Below are 15,969 nucleotides of genomic sequence, written 5' to 3'. Positions count from 1 at the left end.
AAAAAGAAAAAAGAATCTCTTTTTTCTGTTAATTATAAGGGGGCATTTCATTATGCGTATTGGGGTACCAGCAGAAATTAAAAACAACGAAAACCGTGTGGCAATGACACCAGCAGGTGTTGTACATTTAATTCGTAACAATCACGAAGTATTCATTCAAAAGGGTGCAGGTTTAGGGTCTGGTTTCACAGATGCTCAGTATGTTGAAGCGGGAGCAAAAATTGTTGATACAGCTGAAGAAGCTTGGAATATGGAAATGGTTATGAAAGTTAAGGAACCAATTGAAAGCGAATACAAACACTTCAGTGAAGGCTTAATCTTGTTCACATACTTACACTTAGCTCCAGAGCCAGAATTAACAAAAGCTTTAATCGAGAAAAAAGTTGTTTCTATCGCATATGAAACAGTACAATTAGAAAACCGTTCATTACCATTACTTGCGCCTATGAGTGAAGTAGCTGGTCGTATGGCTGCACAAATTGGTGCACAATTCCTTGAGAAAAACAAAGGCGGTAAAGGTATCTTACTTGCAGGTGTTCCAGGGGTTAAACGTGGTAAAGTAACAATCATCGGTGGTGGACAAGCTGGTACAAATGCTGCTAAAATTGCAGTTGGACTAGGTGCGGATGTAACAATCATCGACTTAAGTGCAGAACGTCTTCGTCAATTAGATGACATTTTCGGAAACCAAGTAAAAACTTTAATGTCTAATCCTTACAATATTGCAGAAGCTGTTAAAGAGTCTGATCTTGTAATCGGTGCAGTATTAATCCCAGGTGCAAAAGCTCCAAAACTTGTAACAGAAGAAATGATTAAATCAATGGAACCAGGTTCTGTTGTTGTAGATATCGCGATTGACCAAGGTGGTATTTTCGAAACAACTGATCGTATTACAACTCATGATAACCCAACTTATGAAAAACACGGCGTTGTTCATTATGCAGTTGCAAACATGCCAGGTGCGGTTCCACGTACATCAACTCTTGCATTAACAAACGTAACAGTACCATATGCAGTACAAATTGCTAACAAAGGCTACAAAGAAGCTTGCCTAGGTAACACTGCATTACTAAAAGGTATTAACACATTAGATGGCTATGTAACATTCGAAGCAGTTGCAGAAGCTCACGGTGTAGAGTACAAAGGTGCTAAAGAATTATTAGAAGCAGAAACAGTATCTTGCTAATAGAAGCATTATACAAAACAAAATCGAACAATATATAAAACAACATGATAAGAGCTAAGAGTGAAGATCTCTTAGCTCTTCTTGGCAAAAGGGGGCATACATCGTGGCCAACCTATTTAAAAAGAAATCCGTTACGCAATTGTTAGGGGAAAGTAAAAGTAAAACTTTGACGAAAACGCTAGGGGCATTTGACCTAACAATGCTAGGGATTGGTGCGATAATTGGTACAGGAGTTCTAGTATTAACTGGATTAGTAGCAGCAAGAGATGCTGGTCCAGCAGTTATTTTTTCATTCATGATTGCAGCCATCGTTTGTGGATTTGCAGCATTATGTTACGCAGAGGTTGCTTCTACACTTCCTGTTTCAGGTAGTGTGTACACATACTCATATGCAACAATTGGTGAGTTTGTAGCTCATTTAATGGGATGGACATTACTATCCGTATATGTTGTAACGACTGCCGCAGTAGCTGGCGGATGGACTGGTTACTTCCATAACTTAGTGAGTGGATTAGGGCTTGAAATTCCAAAAGCACTGCTAACAATTCCGTCTCAAGGTGGTATAGTGAATTTACCAGCAGTTATCGTTACATTAGTTATAACTTGGTTATTATCAAGAGGTACGAAAGAAAGTAAACGAGTGAATAACATAATGGTATTAATTAAAATTGGTATCGTTGTTTTATTCATTGCAGTTGGTGTATTCTACGTGAAACCAGAAAACTGGATACCATTTGCACCGTACGGTTTAAGTGGAGTTTTCGCGGGGGGAGCAGCAGTATTCTTTGCTTTCTTAGGATTTGATGCATTAGCAACTTCTGCTGAAGAGGTAAAAAATCCGCAACGTGATCTACCGATTGGTATTATCGCTTCGTTAGTCATTTGTACAATCATTTATGTTGTAGTTTGTCTCGTTATGACGGGTATGGTTTCTTATAAAGAATTAGATGTACCAGAAGCTATGGCATATGTGTTAGAAGTTGTAGGACAAGATAAAGTAGCAGGTGTAATCGCAATTGGAGCTGTAATTGGTATTATGGCAGTAATTTTTGCTTACATTTATGCAACGACACGTGTATTCTTTGCGATGAGCCGTGACGGTTTATTGCCAGAATCTTTCGCGAAAATTAATAAAAAGACAGAAGCGCCAACATTTACAGTTTGGTTAACAGGAATTGGTAGTGCTTTAATTGCTGGATTTATCGATTTAAAAGAATTGTCGAATTTAGCGAATATTGGAGCGTTGTTAACATTTGCGATGGTTGGTGTGTCAGTTATTATTCTTCGTAAAACACATCCAAAGTTACAACGTGGATTTATGGTACCACTTGTACCGATCTTGCCGGTTATTTCGATTGCATGTTGTCTATTCTTAATGGTAAATCTACCATTAAAAACATGGATGTACTTCGGTGCTTGGTTAGCGATCGGAGTAGTTGTATACTTTGTTTATTCGAAAAAACATAGTCATTTAAAAGACGATGGAAGTTCGCAGGATAATTTAGAACAAGCTAATTAAAAGCTTAATTAAAAGGGATATAAGTATAGTAAGCCTTGTGCGTCTAGGGAGCGCGCAAGGCTTTTTCTTTTGTTGAAATAAAGGGAATGTATATTACTTTATTGAATTTTTATGTCGGAATATGAAAAAGGGTGGGAGCAAAATGGAAGAAACAAAAGTTGTAGTTGGAGCAGAGGGTTATAATAATAACCCTGGTTGGTTACATACGAATGAAGAAGAATTAAATTTATTACGGAGAGAAACTTGGCTTGATAAATTTCAACCTAATTCTTTATCAGTAATTTTGGCAGAACATGTATGGGAGCATTTATCATATGAAGAAGGAATTGAAGCTGCAAAAATTTGTTATGAGTTTTTAATGGAGAATGGATATATTCGTTGTGCAGTACCAGATGCATTTTTTCCAGATGAAGAATATCAACAAGGGGTACAAGTAGGTGGACCTGGTCCATTAGATCATCCTGCAGCAAGCCATAAAATTGTTCATAACTATAAAACAATCACGTCCATGTTTGAATCAGCAGGTTTTCAAGTGAGGCTCTTAGAATACTGTGATGAGAATGGTAAGTTTCACTATAATGATTGGAATGAGAAAGATGGATTTATTTATCGTTCGAAACGTTTTGACCATAGAAATCGGGATAATCAGTTAGGATTTGTTTCTTTAATTGTGGATGCGGTGAAAATGAAAAGTAAGTAAAAAGGGGTGTGCGAATTGTGCATCCTTTTTTGTATGAGAATATAGAGGGTGCGGAAAATATGTATACGACTTATTAAAATGTGAACGGAATGTTCATAAAAAAAATTCAGATTTCATTGACACATATGAGTAGGCGCTCATATAATAAGAGTATAAGATATATGAATGATTGTTCATATGTTCAATTAAAGAGGTGAGCTATAATGGCTGGAAATAAAGTAGAAACACCACAAGAGACATGTTCTCAAACGATAATTCATGAAGAAGTTGTAGAGCAAGTAAAACAAACAATTCCAACTGATGAAAGTTTAAGTAAAGTAGCAGAACTATTTAAAGTATTAGGTGACCGTACACGTACGAGAATATTACATGCACTATTTGAAGCTGAAATGTGCGTTTGTGATTTAGCTTATTTATTAGGAATGACACAATCATCTATTTCGCATCAGCTTCGTGTGTTAAAGCAAGCGAAACTTGTGAAGAATCGTAAAGAAGGAAAGGTTGTTTATTATTCGTTAGCTGACCAGCACGTAATTCATATCTTCGAGCAAGCGTTTGAACACGTAAACGAAGAAGAATAAAAAGAACGCGAGGAGGGAGAACGATGGCTGAAGCGTTAGTGAAAAAGAAACTGATGTTAGAAGGTTTAGATTGTGCGAATTGTGCAATGAAAATTGAAAAAGGTGTTGGGAATATAGAAGGAGTAAATTCTTGCTCTGTAAACTTTGCAACAAAGACAATGATTTTAGAAACGGCACAAAATAAAGAAAACGAAGTTGTTACGGAAGCAAAACAACTCGTTACAAAATTAGAACCGCATATTAAAGTGCAAGAAGAACAAAAAAATAAAATTGCTAAAGAAGTATTTATATTAGAAGGTTTAGATTGCGCGAACTGTGCAATGAAAATTGAAAATAAAGTGAAGGAAATGCCAGCTGTCTCAGAAGCAACTGTTGATTTCGTATCGAAGAAACTACGAGTAGAAGTTGCGAATAAAAGAGAACTAGAAGCGACTGTAGCAAATATAACAAATGTCGTTCAAAAGTTAGAGCCAGACGTGAAAGTTGTTCGTGAAGAGAAGAACGGTCATGACCACGGGCATAGTCATGATCATGGTGAAGCAAATGTGAAAAAGATGGTAGGGAGATTAGTGGTCGGCGGAATCTTGACAGCAATTGCTGCATTAGCGGGCTTACCACAAATGGTAACAATTCCGTTATTCGTCCTTGCTTATTTATTAATAGGTGGAGATATCGTTTGGAGAGCGGTAAGAAACATAACTCGTGGCCAAGTATTTGATGAAAACTTCTTAATGGCAATTGCAACTGTAGGAGCTTTTGCAATTCAACAATACTCAGAAGCTGTAGCAGTAATGCTATTTTATCAAGTAGGAGAACTATTCCAAAGCATTGCGGTAAACCGCTCTCGAAAATCAATTACTTCATTAATGGATATTCGTCCTGATTATGCGAATGTAAAGGTTGGAAATGAAACGAAACAAGTATCACCAGAAGATGTACAAATTGGCGATTATATTATCGTTAAGCCAGGTGAGAAAGTGCCGTTAGACGGAAAAGTAATTGAAGGAACATCAATGGTAGATACTTCAGCATTAACAGGTGAATCTGTACCACGTGAAGTTGAAGTTGGAAATGATGTATTAAGTGGCTTTGTGAACCAAAACGGTGTGTTGACAATTGAAGTTACAAAAGAATTCGGTGAATCAACTGTATCGAAAATTTTAGATTTAGTTCAAAATGCAAGCAGTAAAAAAGCACCAACGGAAAACTTTATTACGAAGTTTGCACGTTACTACACTCCAGTTGTAGTTATTACAGCGGCAATCATGGCGTTTATTCCACCACTTATTTTAGAAGGAGCTACATTCTCTGAGTGGATTTATAGAGCTTTAGTGTTCTTAGTAATCTCTTGTCCATGTGCGTTAGTTGTATCCATTCCTCTTGGATTCTTTGGAGGTATTGGTGGTGCATCTAAAAGTGGTGTGTTAGTAAAAGGTAGTAACTATTTAGAAGCTTTAAATGATGTGAAATATATTGTTTTTGACAAAACAGGAACATTAACAAAAGGTGTTTTCAAAGTTACAAAAATGGAACCGAGCGAAGGTACTACAAGTGAAGAGTTATTAGAGTATGCGGCATTTGCTGAAGTATATTCTAACCATCCAATTGCCCAATCTATTCGAAAGGCATATGGAAAATCAATTGATGAAAAAATAATCGATGATTATAACGAAATTTCTGGTCACGGTACAGTTGTAAAAGTACAAGGAAAAGAAATTTTTGCAGGTAATGCAAAATTAATGAGAAAAGAAAATATTGAATTTAAGCAACCAGAAACAGTAGGTACATTAGTTCACGTTGCTGTAGATGGAAGATATGCAGGTTATATTGTTATCTCTGATGAGGTAAAAGAGGATTCGAAACAAGCGATTCAAAAGTTAAAAGAACTAGGTATTAAAAAGACAGTAATGTTAACTGGTGATGCAAAACCAGTTGGTGAAGCTGTTGGTAAAGAATTAGGCTTAGATGAAGTTCATGCGGAATTACTACCGCAACAAAAAGTAGAAGAGATTGAAAAAATTGATGCAGCGAAGCACGGAAAAGAAAAAATTGCCTTCGTTGGTGACGGTATTAACGATACACCAGTATTAGCCCGTGCAGACGTTGGTATTGCGATGGGTGGTTTAGGGTCAGATGCAGCAATTGAAGCGGCAGACATCGTTATTATGACTGATGAGCCTTCAAAAATTGCGACAGCTGTAAAAATTGCAAAACGCACAAGAAGTATAGTGTGGCAAAATATCATCTTTGCTCTAGGTGTAAAAGGGATCGTTTTATTACTTGGTGCCTTTGGTATTGCAACAATGTGGGAAGCTGTTTTCTCAGATGTTGGTGTGACACTACTTGCAGTGTTAAATGCAATGCGTGTATTACGAGTGAAAGATTTATAAAAAAGAGGACGCAACCTGCGTCCCCTTTTTTATTAGTGATTTTGTTGAAATTGATTCAATAAAATAATATCAAATATTATTTTACTTTTAAATAGTATTATATTAAAATTTACAAATTAAAAACATTCGTCGTATTATTTTAATATATTTTTTACAAATATCCATATAGTATTGAAAAAACCAGAGAAGGAGAAATTTCTCTGGTTACTTTTGTATGTTTTTTTCAACTTGTTCTCGAACAGTTTGAATGTAATTCATTTTATGATCCCAACACTCTTGGCTTAAATCGACAGGGTATTCTTCAGGATTTAAAGTTCGCATATATTCTTCCCAAAATAGAGAGAGACTCTGTTCATTATATTTTTGAATATCTAATATACTTGGTAGTTCATATGTTCTTTCACCGTTAACGAAAATATCTTTATGCAGTTCACGGGCTTCAAAGTTTGTTACGAATTTACTTATATATGTGTGAACTGGATGGAACATTTTTAAGCGCTCTTCTTTTCCAGGTTCTTCAGAATCTAACGCAATATAATCGCCTTCTGCATGATCGTTTACCCGATTGATAATACGATAAATTCGTTTCAGTCCTGGAGTGGTAATTTTTTCAGGGTTAGATGAAATTTTAATCGTATCATTTAATTTTCCGTCAGTATCTTCAATCGCAACTAGTTTGTAAACAGCCCCCAATGCAGGTTGCTCAAAGGACGTAATTAATTTTGTCCCAACGCCCCATACGTCAATTTTTGCTCCTTGAGATTTAAGGTGCATAATTGTGTATTCATCTAAATCGCTAGAAGCGATAATTTTTGTATTTGTAAACCCTGCTTCATCTAATAATTTTCGTGCCTTTTTCGATAAATAAGCCATATCACCACTATCAAGACGTATGCCATAGAAATCAATACGATCCCCAAATTCTTTTGCAACACGAATCGCATTTGGAACACCAGATTTCAATGTGTCATATGTATCAACGAGAAAGACGCACTTTTTATGAGTTTCAGCGTATTTTTTAAACGCGACGTATTCATCGCGATATGCTTGAACGAAAGAGTGAGCGTGTGTGCCAGCTACAGGAATCCCAAAGCGTTTCCCAGCACGAACGTTGCTTGTAGAGGAGAAACCACCAATAAAGGCAGCACGCGTCCCCCAAAGGGCAGCATCGAACTCATGGGCACGTCTTGTGCCGAACTCTAAAAGCTCATCATTACTTGCAGCATGTTTCATACGTGCTGCTTTTGTGGCAATTAATGTTTGGTAATTCACAATATTTAAGAGGGCAGTCTCAATAATTTGTGCTTCACCAAGTGGTGCATCAACACGTAATAAAGGCTCGTTATTAAATACAACTTCACCTTCTTGCATACTGCGAATCGTCCCAGTGAATTTCATATTTTGTAAATAATGAAGGAATTCTTCTTCAAATTGTAATTCTGCTAAATAAGCGATATCGCTTTCAGTAAAACTGAAATTTTCTATGTACTCTACAATTTTCTCAAGGCCAGCAAAAACAGCGTAGCCGTTCTCAAATGGAAGCTTTCGAAAATATAAATCAAAAACAGAACGGCGATTATGAATACCATCTTTCCAATATGTATAAGCCATGTTGATTTGATATAGGTCTGTATGTAAGGCATAACTATCGTCTTTATAATGAGTCATCGCGAGAACACCTCCATAATTTGGTTATAGTATACCAATTTTTCACCATTCGTAGCAAAGAAGAGATATTGATGTGAAGTCAAGAGAGAAAAAAATGAAATCATGCATATTTTTTAGAAAATTTATATTTATCAATTTATATTTCTCCAGATTTTATGTATTATTAGAGTAATGGGGGTAATGAGAATGGAGGAGGACAATGCAACAAACATTAGAAAAAATAGGCAAACAAGTCTTTTATAAACGGCTACAGCAAAAAATGACACAAGAAGAATTATGTCAGGGCATTTGTTCTGTCTCATACTTAAGTAAGATTGAAAATGGAAAGATTGAAGCATCAGAAGAAATTCTACAATTGCTCTGCACAAGACTAGAAATTGCTGTGACGGATTTGAGAGATGTAGAAGAAGATGTGAAGGGGAAGCTGGATGAATGGTTAAATGCACTAGTTCATTTAGACAAGCAACAAGTAGAACGTATATATGAAGAGTTGCAAGGTGAAATGAAGCATGTGTTGGATTTTGAAATTATAAATTATTATAAACTGCTGTATACACGTTATTTAATTATGAAAAGGGATTTTCCTGCTGTCGAAAAAGAGTTAGAGAGCTTAAAGAAGATGTACAAAAAGTATTCACCATTCCAAAAATTATTATATACGTATAGCAAAGGGTTATATTATTTTTTACAACATAGATATAAGAAGGCATTGGAGTATTTGACTCGAACAGAAGTAATGGCAAAGGAACAAGGTTATCATGAGAATGGAATATATTTCAATTTAGCTCTTGTTTATAATGAATTAGAAGTTGAACATATGACTTTACATTTTGCTAATGTAGCAATGGAAGGATTTAAGAATGAATATAAATTCCGTTATGTGATAAATTGCCAGTTACTTATTGCGTTGAGTTATATACAAAAAAAGCAATATAATGAAGCACTATCTATTTATAATAATATTTTGAGGGAAGCAAATTCTTTTGCTGATAAAGAAAGTATAACAGCTATTGCTTTAAATAATTTAGGCTTTTTGTACTATAACTTAAAAGATTATGCAAAAGCAAAAGATTATTATTTACAATGCCTAAAGTACAAAAAGGAAGAGGATTTAAATTATATTGATGCAGTGTATGAGATCGCTTTGCAGTGTATTGAATTAAAAGAATTTGAAGAAGCGAAAGATTGGATTAATAAAGGGATAGATGTTGCCAAGAGGGATGAAAAGTATAAAAGTATGCTATATATACTTTCAATGCTTAAGAATAAATACTTTGAAACGAAAGATGTTTATAAAAGATTTTTAGAAGTTGAGGCAATCCCATTTTTTAGAGGCGAAGAAAATAAAAAGGAATTAAAAATGGTGTATTTAGAACTAGCAGGATATCACGAGGAATTACTAGAATTTAAGGAAAGTAATAACTACTATAAATTAGCAATTAATTTATTAGAAGAAAAGGGAGGAAAATAATATGAAAAAAATAATTATTGGTGCTTTGGCTTTGGTAGCTGTATTAGTGGTATTGGAACCGCAATATGCTTGGACATCGGATATTTATGGTCAAGGAGAAAAAGTAGTAGAATTAATAAATTCTTAACAGAAACCCCTTTCCAACAGGAAAGGGTTTTTTCAATATTTGTTCCTCAAAATTCTACAAAACTTGAGAAAATAATTATTTGAATTTTTAGTATATTAATAGTGGAAACATAATGCTAATATAAAACTACTCTTTTTCAAAAAAATTTTTTATTAGGGGGAAGGTTCATGAAAAAGAAAAGTTTAGCGTTAGTGTTAGCGACAGGAATGGCAGTTACAACATTTGGAGGGACAGGCTCTGCATTTGCGGATTCTAAAAATGTACTCTCTACGAAGAAGTACAATGAGACAGTACAGTCACCTGAGTTTATTTCTGGTGATCTAACTGGAGCGACTGGTAAGAAAGCGGAATCTGTTGTGTTTGATTACTTAAATGCAGCAAAAGGTGATTACAAGCTAGGGGAAAAGAGTGCGCAAGATTCTTTCAAAGTGAAACAAGTGAAGAAAGATGCTGTAACTGATTCAACAGTAGTACGTATGCAACAAGTTTACGAAGGAGTGCCTGTATGGGGTTCTACTCAAGTGGCTCACGTAAGTAAAGACGGTTCTTTAAAAGTATTGTCTGGAACAGTTGCACCTGATTTAGACAAAAAGGAAAAGTTGAAAAATAAAAATAAGATTGAAGGCGCAAAAGCAATTGAAATCGCGCAACAAGATTTAGGGGTAACACCGAAATATGAGGTAGAACCAAAAGCGGACTTATATGTATATCAAAATGGTGAAGAAACAACATATGCATACGTTGTAAATCTAAACTTCTTAGATCCAAGTCCAGGAAACTACTACTATTTCATTGAAGCAGACAGCGGTAAAGTATTAAATAAATATAATAAATTGGATCATGTAACAAATGAAGATAAATCACCAGTTAAGCAAGAGGCTCCTAAACAAGAAGCGAAACCGGCTGTAAAGCCTGTAACAGGAACAAATGCAGTGGGTACTGGTAAAGGTGTATTAGGAGATACGAAGTCACTTAATACAACGTTATCTGCATCTTCTTACTACTTACAAGATAATACGCGCGGAGCAACGATTTTCACATATGATGCGAAAAATCGTACTACATTACCAGGAACTTTATGGGTAGATGCAGATAATGTTTTCAATGCGGCGTATGATGCAGCGGCAGTAGATGCTCATTACTATGCAGGTAAAACATATGACTATTATAAAGCTACATTTAACAGAAACTCTATTAATGATGCAGGAGCTCCGTTAAAATCGACAGTTCATTACGGAAGTAAGTATAATAATGCATTCTGGAACGGCTCACAAATGGTATACGGAGATGGTGATGGTGTAACATTCACTTCATTATCTGGTGGAATTGATGTAATTGGTCACGAATTAACGCATGCTGTTACTGAAAATAGCTCGGACTTAATTTATCAAAATGAATCAGGAGCGCTAAATGAAGCAATTTCTGATATTTTTGGTACTTTAGTAGAATTCTATGATAACCGTAACCCGGATTGGGAGATTGGTGAAGATATTTATACGCCTGGTAAAGCAGGAGATGCGCTTCGCTCTATGAGTGATCCAGCGAAATACGGTGATCCAGACCATTATTCTAAGCGTTACACTGGTACTAGTGATAACGGTGGGGTTCATACAAACAGTGGTATCATTAACAAACAAGCTTATTTATTAGCAAATGGTGGTACGCATTCGGGTGTAACTGTAACGGGCATTGGTAAAGATAAGTTAGGTGCAATTTATTACCGTGCAAACACACAATATTTCACGCAATCTACTACATTTAGCCAAGCTCGTGCTGGTGCAGTACAAGCTGCAGCTGATTTATATGGTGCGACTTCTGCGGAAGTAGCAGCAGTTAAGCAATCATTTAGTGCTGTTGGTATTAACTAAGGATTAAAAAGGATAGCTATTAATAAAATACCTCAAAAATAAAGAAGGAGCCTATGCTCCTTCTTTATTTTTTTTTTCTCCATTTTTTCCACAAATAAAACAATCCAATAGCGCCTGCGATTGTTACAATCCACTTTGCTTCATTTGTTCCGTTCATGACATGATAGGCAGAATATACTTCGATTAACAATGCCGGTATTTTCCCTATTGTGCTGGCAATACTGAAGGAGAGTAATGACATCTTACCTAGAGCCGCAAATAAAGTCACGATACTTGATGGGATGAAAGGTATCAAGCGAAACGATAGAACGAGTAGAAAGGCCTCTCTACCTTCTACATAAAGAAGACGCTCTACCTTTGGGTATTTATTTACTTTATCGTGAGTGAACTTTTGAAGGCCCATGCGGTAAATATAAAACGAGATAATAGCCCCTAATGCTTCGCCTACGATCGAAATAACAGTACCATTTGTTACGCCAAAGAGCTGTATATTAATGGCGGTTAAAAAAATACTAGGGATAAAACCTAAAAGACTAATGATGATGTTAATTAAGATACTAAGTGGAATTGCGATTGAATAGTATTCTGTTAAGAAATTTTGAATCGTTTCAGCCATTGTTTAAAATCCTTTATCTTTTTTTGCATTACACCACATTTCGTTTGTATAGGCAAGGGGAAATTTACATAATGTAGAAAACGTTGATAAGAAGGGTATTTTATACCTTATATGGGTATTAGGTATATAAAAATAGGGGTATTTTAAAATGTTTTTAAAAATACTATAAAAACCTTTGTATAAAAGAGTTTTATAGTTATGTTATCGGTGATTTTATCTGGGAAATAATCGAAAAATATAGGGGGTATATATTATAAAAGGCGAAAAATAGAGGGTTGATGAAATTGCTGGGGTAAATATGGAAAAATAGATGAAAAAAATGAAAACTGATAGATTTTTTCGTTGTGAAATTGACTTTTAGTGAAGTTGCGATAATAATCATGGAAGAGGTGATATGATGAAACGAATAAGTAGTCTTTTCTTCAGTAGTTTATTGGCATTAATGCTGATCTTAAGCGGATGTGCAGGAAAAGAACAAAAAACAGAGAAACAGACAGGGAATCAAGCTACATCGGTAGAAAAAATTAGTGATAATATTTTAGATGAAATGGAAGGACCACCTAAAAATGGTCATACGATTGAAAGACATGTAGGCAAGTCAGAAGAGGATTTGAAGAATCGCTTGAAGACAGATAAAGTGTCAGCCGCAAGTACATACTATGATAAAGAAACAGCGACGAAAGCTGTAAAAGATAGCTTGAAGCAACATGACAAGGAAATTCAAGATTGGTTAAAAAATTCTAAAGAGGCTCGTCTCGTATTAAATACAACTCATTCATTTCCTGTTGGAAAAACGGTAATAAAGAAAAATATGAGTGTAAAAGACAAGTTAGTAAAAACTGTTACTGTTTTAGCAAGAGATAAGTCAGGAGAATTAGGGTTTAAGATTATTACTTCTTATCCATCTGATAAATAAGAAGGGGGAGTACATTATGTATACGACATTACAATACTTTCTTAAATCGTACTGTACGTTAAGTATTCATGAGGATGAAATAGTAAGCGTGATGGAAGAGTTTATTGAACAAGAAGACGAAGAAATTGTTTTGAAATTACGTGATGAATTAATAAATATGAAGAAAAAGAACGCGTGGGAAGAGGCGTGTGTATTAGCTGCGAAGCAAGGAAATCGTATGTGGTCTTTAGAAGAAACGAAAGACCATCTTGAAACTTTTTTACTATTACTGCAAAAGAAAAAGGCGTGATTTAATCACGCCTTTTTCTTTATGCTATTCGGTTGATATTATCTATTCTTTTGGAGCGCTTTTATATACGCTTTTTGAAATTTGTCCATTTGATATTACTTCCCCGTTTTGTGTTACTTTTTTATACGTAACCGCGGTGATTTTATCACTAGTTCTACTAATTACTTGAGAAGAAACTTCAACATTTTTACCAGTATTTGTACCGAAAATGCGTGTAGTAATACTACCTCCATTTGAAAATGCTTGAATATAAATATGATTGCCTGTATTATTTTTAAATTTTAAATCTGGACCATAATCTGCTACTGCTGCATCTTGCCCAAGTGGTAAATAATTTACTGGCATAGAATGATTGCTTCGAGAAACAATGCCTAAATCTGCCCTTAAAGCTGCACTGTATAATGTACTACTGACTTGGCAAACTCCTCCGCCTGCACTTTGTATTACTTTACCTTGTGAATATACTGCTGCAGATTTATAACCATGTGCAGCATCAGTTACGCCAACGCGACCGTTAAAACTAAATGTTTCATCAGGTGCGACAATAACCCCACTTAAAGTATTAGCTGACTTATTTACGTTAAATGATTGATTTCCGTTACGGCCAGCCATTGGAGTAGAATATTCAGCAATGACTTCTTTAATACCCATTTTCTGTATGTCTTCTGTAGAACGTTCTGGTTTTATGAATGTAACTGGTAATGTAACATCTGATTTACCAGTAGTAATAGCTTCATTTGTTAAACCGCTTAGTTTCCCTTTATCAATTTTTTCTCCGTTTTGGCTTTGACTAATATTTACTGTTGAGCCTTCAATACTTAATTCTGCGTTAACAGGATTTTTTAATGTTTCATTATATTTATCTTTTATAAAGGTTTCATAAGCTGTTGCATTTAATTGTGGTGTTAATTTATAGTCACGTTTTAATTCACCGTTTTCAGCTTGCTTACGCATTTTATAACGATTCATTACGTTTCCTTCTTGTTCTTTGAAGATTTTGTCAATAATATCTTTCTCTTTATAATTTATCCCTAAATCTTTCCATGTGTAAGTTTGTTTATCGTTTTGGAATATGTAGGTAAGGGATTTTTGATCTAACTCAGTTACCTTTTGATTAATAATTGCTTGAATATCCTTCTTATTTTTTCCGTCGAGAGAAATACCTTCAAATGTAGTATTTGGTAATGCAGTAGTATCTAATTGATTATTTAATTTGGATACATATTGATATCCCCCAACACCGCCTACACAAAGTAATATGCCCCCAGCAATTGCAGAACCAATCAGTATTTTACTTAGCTTCATTTATTTCCCCCCAGAAATTTATGTATAAATATATGTATTACATTTTTTGTATAAAAATGATGAAAATAACATTATGTACGTACTAGTATACTATTATTTTCACTGTGTGTGTAATGTTTTCATAAAAAATGTTACACCGCTGTAATAATTGTCACTTCTTGTCACAATGTGTATGAAAAATATGTTGAAAAATATAATAAAAAGGCTGTCTAGAAAGATCTAGCAGCCTTTTTATTATAATTTTTTATGTTCATTTTTATTCGTAACACCGAGATGTTTTTGAAGGGTAGTTGAAATAGTATCGACGCTTTTTTCATTTGGAACGTAATAATAAATACCACCTATATATTTATCTGTACCCTCTACTTGCATTTTTTCCATTTTTAAATTTGAATCCATTGAATTTTTTGTAATTGTCATCATATCATCAAAAGTTAAATTAGTTTTTAAATCTTTATCGACAGCGTCTAGTAGGCCACCGATTTTATTAATGGAATTAAGAGATAGTGCCTTTTCAGCAATGGCCTCTAATACAAGCTGTTGACGTTGACCACGCATATAATCACTATCGATATGACGAGTTCTAGCTAGTGCCAGTGCCTCTTCTCCATTTAAATGTTGACGTCCTTTTTTTAGATGAATGGCATCTGCTTCATCTTTACTATTTTGCTCTGTGAACTCAACTGGAACGTCTACAGTAATACCACCAAGAGAATCAACAATTTTAATAAAGGATTTAAAATTGAATTTTACATAGTAGTCAACTGGAACATCTAAAAAGTTCTCTACCGTATCAATTGTGCTGTCTACACCACCGAATACGTGCGCATGTGTGATTTTATCGTATTTATCACGTGATTTAATGTAGACGCGTGAGTCACGTGGAATGCTTACAAGTTTAACGGATTTATCGTTTTTATTAATTGTTGCAAGTAATAACGCATCTGTTCGAGTTGCTTTTCCATAACCTTTTTCCCTAATATCACTTTCATCAACACCCATAATTAGTACGGAAATATTGTCGGTCATAGGTTTAACAGCTTTTTCACGTTTACTGGACTTATCTCCTCGACCTAGTTCAGCATAAGCATTATTTAAGACGGACTTTGCTTTACTGTATATATGGAAGGAGTAGCCTCCTGCTCCAAGTGCTACAATTAGTAATGGAATAAGAAGGAACCAAAGTAGGCGTTTTTTCTTTGAGCGTCCTTTTTTGGCTCGCGTATTGTTGTTCGTGTCGGATTTCATCATTTTTTCTCCTTTAAAACTATCAAAGTGTATACATTTAGAAGTGTATTCAAACACATAAAAAATATTTTACGCTAAATAAAAG

At 34.9% G+C, this 15,969-nt stretch carries 14 protein-coding genes; 10 read left to right on the top strand and 4 right to left on the bottom strand.

Annotation, left to right across the window (positions count from 1 at the left end):
- Window positions 1-52 precede the first annotated feature (52 nt).
- From ald to GBN91_RS24190, 5 genes are all read left to right on the top strand, one after another.
- A complete protein-coding gene (ald, locus tag GBN91_RS24210) occupies window positions 53-1,186 on the top strand; it encodes an alanine dehydrogenase (protein ID WP_001219744.1) in 1,134 nt (377 codons plus the stop codon).
- 103 nt (window positions 1,187-1,289) lie between these two features.
- Window positions 1,290-2,705, top strand: coding sequence for an amino acid permease (locus tag GBN91_RS24205; RefSeq protein WP_152122551.1), 1,416 nt, complete (start codon window positions 1,290-1,292; stop codon window positions 2,703-2,705).
- Window positions 2,706-2,847: 142 nt separating this feature from the next.
- Complete coding sequence (locus tag GBN91_RS24200) at window positions 2,848-3,405, top strand: class I SAM-dependent methyltransferase (RefSeq protein WP_000393177.1); 558 nt, start codon at window positions 2,848-2,850, stop codon at window positions 3,403-3,405.
- Window positions 3,406-3,608: 203 nt separating this feature from the next.
- Window positions 3,609-3,986, top strand: a complete 378-nt coding sequence (locus GBN91_RS24195) for an ArsR/SmtB family transcription factor (RefSeq protein WP_000918378.1) — start codon at window positions 3,609-3,611, stop codon at window positions 3,984-3,986.
- Window positions 3,987-4,009: 23 nt separating this feature from the next.
- Complete coding sequence (locus tag GBN91_RS24190; protein WP_000796569.1) at window positions 4,010-6,376, top strand: heavy metal translocating P-type ATPase; 2,367 nt, start codon at window positions 4,010-4,012, stop codon at window positions 6,374-6,376.
- A gap of 204 nt (window positions 6,377-6,580) precedes the next feature.
- Here the strand turns inward: GBN91_RS24190 and GBN91_RS24185 are convergent, their stop codons facing one another.
- Window positions 6,581-8,044 carry a nicotinate phosphoribosyltransferase gene (locus GBN91_RS24185; RefSeq protein WP_000150184.1) on the bottom strand — a complete coding sequence of 488 codons (1,464 nt, stop codon included), beginning with the start codon at window positions 8,042-8,044 and terminating at the stop codon, window positions 6,581-6,583.
- A gap of 199 nt (window positions 8,045-8,243) precedes the next feature.
- Between GBN91_RS24185 and GBN91_RS24180 the strand changes: the two genes are divergently transcribed.
- The 3 genes from GBN91_RS24180 to GBN91_RS24170 all read left to right on the top strand — a co-directional run bounded on the left by GBN91_RS24180 (window position 8,244) and on the right by GBN91_RS24170 (window position 11,510).
- Window positions 8,244-9,515, top strand: coding sequence for a helix-turn-helix domain-containing protein (locus GBN91_RS24180; protein WP_001187959.1), 1,272 nt, complete (start codon window positions 8,244-8,246; stop codon window positions 9,513-9,515).
- Between the two features lies 1 nt (window position 9,516).
- A complete protein-coding gene (locus tag GBN91_RS24175; RefSeq protein ID WP_000720172.1) occupies window positions 9,517-9,642 on the top strand; it encodes an NprX family peptide pheromone in 126 nt (41 codons plus the stop codon).
- 167 nt (window positions 9,643-9,809) lie between these two features.
- Complete coding sequence (locus GBN91_RS24170) at window positions 9,810-11,510, top strand: M4 family metallopeptidase (RefSeq protein WP_086384858.1); 1,701 nt, start codon at window positions 9,810-9,812, stop codon at window positions 11,508-11,510.
- A gap of 64 nt (window positions 11,511-11,574) precedes the next feature.
- Here the strand turns inward: GBN91_RS24170 and GBN91_RS24165 are convergent, their stop codons facing one another.
- Window positions 11,575-12,126 carry a TVP38/TMEM64 family protein gene (locus GBN91_RS24165; RefSeq protein WP_152122549.1) on the bottom strand — a complete coding sequence of 184 codons (552 nt, stop codon included), beginning with the start codon at window positions 12,124-12,126 and terminating at the stop codon, window positions 11,575-11,577.
- Between the two features lie 397 nt (window positions 12,127-12,523).
- On the opposite strand from GBN91_RS24165, the gene GBN91_RS24160 reads away from it, so the two are divergent.
- Window positions 12,524-13,042 carry an RNase A-like domain-containing lipoprotein gene (locus tag GBN91_RS24160; protein ID WP_000822694.1) on the top strand — a complete coding sequence of 173 codons (519 nt, stop codon included), beginning with the start codon at window positions 12,524-12,526 and terminating at the stop codon, window positions 13,040-13,042.
- Between the two features lie 16 nt (window positions 13,043-13,058).
- Window positions 13,059-13,331, top strand: a complete 273-nt coding sequence (locus GBN91_RS24155; RefSeq protein WP_000288803.1) for a hypothetical protein — start codon at window positions 13,059-13,061, stop codon at window positions 13,329-13,331.
- A gap of 42 nt (window positions 13,332-13,373) precedes the next feature.
- On the opposite strand, the gene GBN91_RS24150 is transcribed toward GBN91_RS24155, so the two are convergent.
- Together GBN91_RS24150 and GBN91_RS24145 are read right to left on the bottom strand one after the other, a co-directional pair.
- Window positions 13,374-14,636: a VanW family protein gene (locus tag GBN91_RS24150; RefSeq protein WP_000777355.1), complete on the bottom strand. Its 1,263-nt coding sequence runs from the start codon at window positions 14,634-14,636 to the stop codon at window positions 13,374-13,376.
- A gap of 234 nt (window positions 14,637-14,870) precedes the next feature.
- Complete coding sequence (locus GBN91_RS24145; protein ID WP_002163841.1) at window positions 14,871-15,887, bottom strand: LCP family protein; 1,017 nt, start codon at window positions 15,885-15,887, stop codon at window positions 14,871-14,873.
- Between the last annotated feature and the right edge of the window lie 82 nt (window positions 15,888-15,969).

The organism is Bacillus sp. B1-WWTP-T-0.5-Post-4 (genome assembly GCF_009183795.1).
GTDB classification, from domain to species: domain Bacteria; phylum Bacillota; class Bacilli; order Bacillales; family Bacillaceae_G; genus Bacillus_A; species Bacillus_A cereus.
This window is presented reverse-complemented; position numbering and strand designations above follow the sequence as displayed.

Coding starts and splice junctions, on each gene's coding strand:
- ald (WP_001219744.1), top strand. CDS start 53: ATGCGTATTGGGGTACCAGCAGAAATTAAAAACAACGAAAACCGTGTG.
- GBN91_RS24200 (WP_000393177.1), top strand. CDS start 2,848: ATGGAAGAAACAAAAGTTGTAGTTGGAGCAGAGGGTTATAATAATAAC.
- GBN91_RS24195 (WP_000918378.1), top strand. CDS start 3,609: ATGGCTGGAAATAAAGTAGAAACACCACAAGAGACATGTTCTCAAACG.
- GBN91_RS24190 (WP_000796569.1), top strand. CDS start 4,010: ATGGCTGAAGCGTTAGTGAAAAAGAAACTGATGTTAGAAGGTTTAGAT.
- GBN91_RS24185 (WP_000150184.1), bottom strand. CDS start 8,044: ATGACTCATTATAAAGACGATAGTTATGCCTTACATACAGACCTATAT.
- GBN91_RS24180 (WP_001187959.1), top strand. CDS start 8,244: ATGCAACAAACATTAGAAAAAATAGGCAAACAAGTCTTTTATAAACGG.
- GBN91_RS24175 (WP_000720172.1), top strand. CDS start 9,517: ATGAAAAAAATAATTATTGGTGCTTTGGCTTTGGTAGCTGTATTAGTG.
- GBN91_RS24170 (WP_086384858.1), top strand. CDS start 9,810: ATGAAAAAGAAAAGTTTAGCGTTAGTGTTAGCGACAGGAATGGCAGTT.
- GBN91_RS24165 (WP_152122549.1), bottom strand. CDS start 12,126: ATGGCTGAAACGATTCAAAATTTCTTAACAGAATACTATTCAATCGCA.
- GBN91_RS24160 (WP_000822694.1), top strand. CDS start 12,524: ATGAAACGAATAAGTAGTCTTTTCTTCAGTAGTTTATTGGCATTAATG.
- GBN91_RS24155 (WP_000288803.1), top strand. CDS start 13,059: ATGTATACGACATTACAATACTTTCTTAAATCGTACTGTACGTTAAGT.
- GBN91_RS24150 (WP_000777355.1), bottom strand. CDS start 14,636: ATGAAGCTAAGTAAAATACTGATTGGTTCTGCAATTGCTGGGGGCATA.
- GBN91_RS24145 (WP_002163841.1), bottom strand. CDS start 15,887: ATGATGAAATCCGACACGAACAACAATACGCGAGCCAAAAAAGGACGC.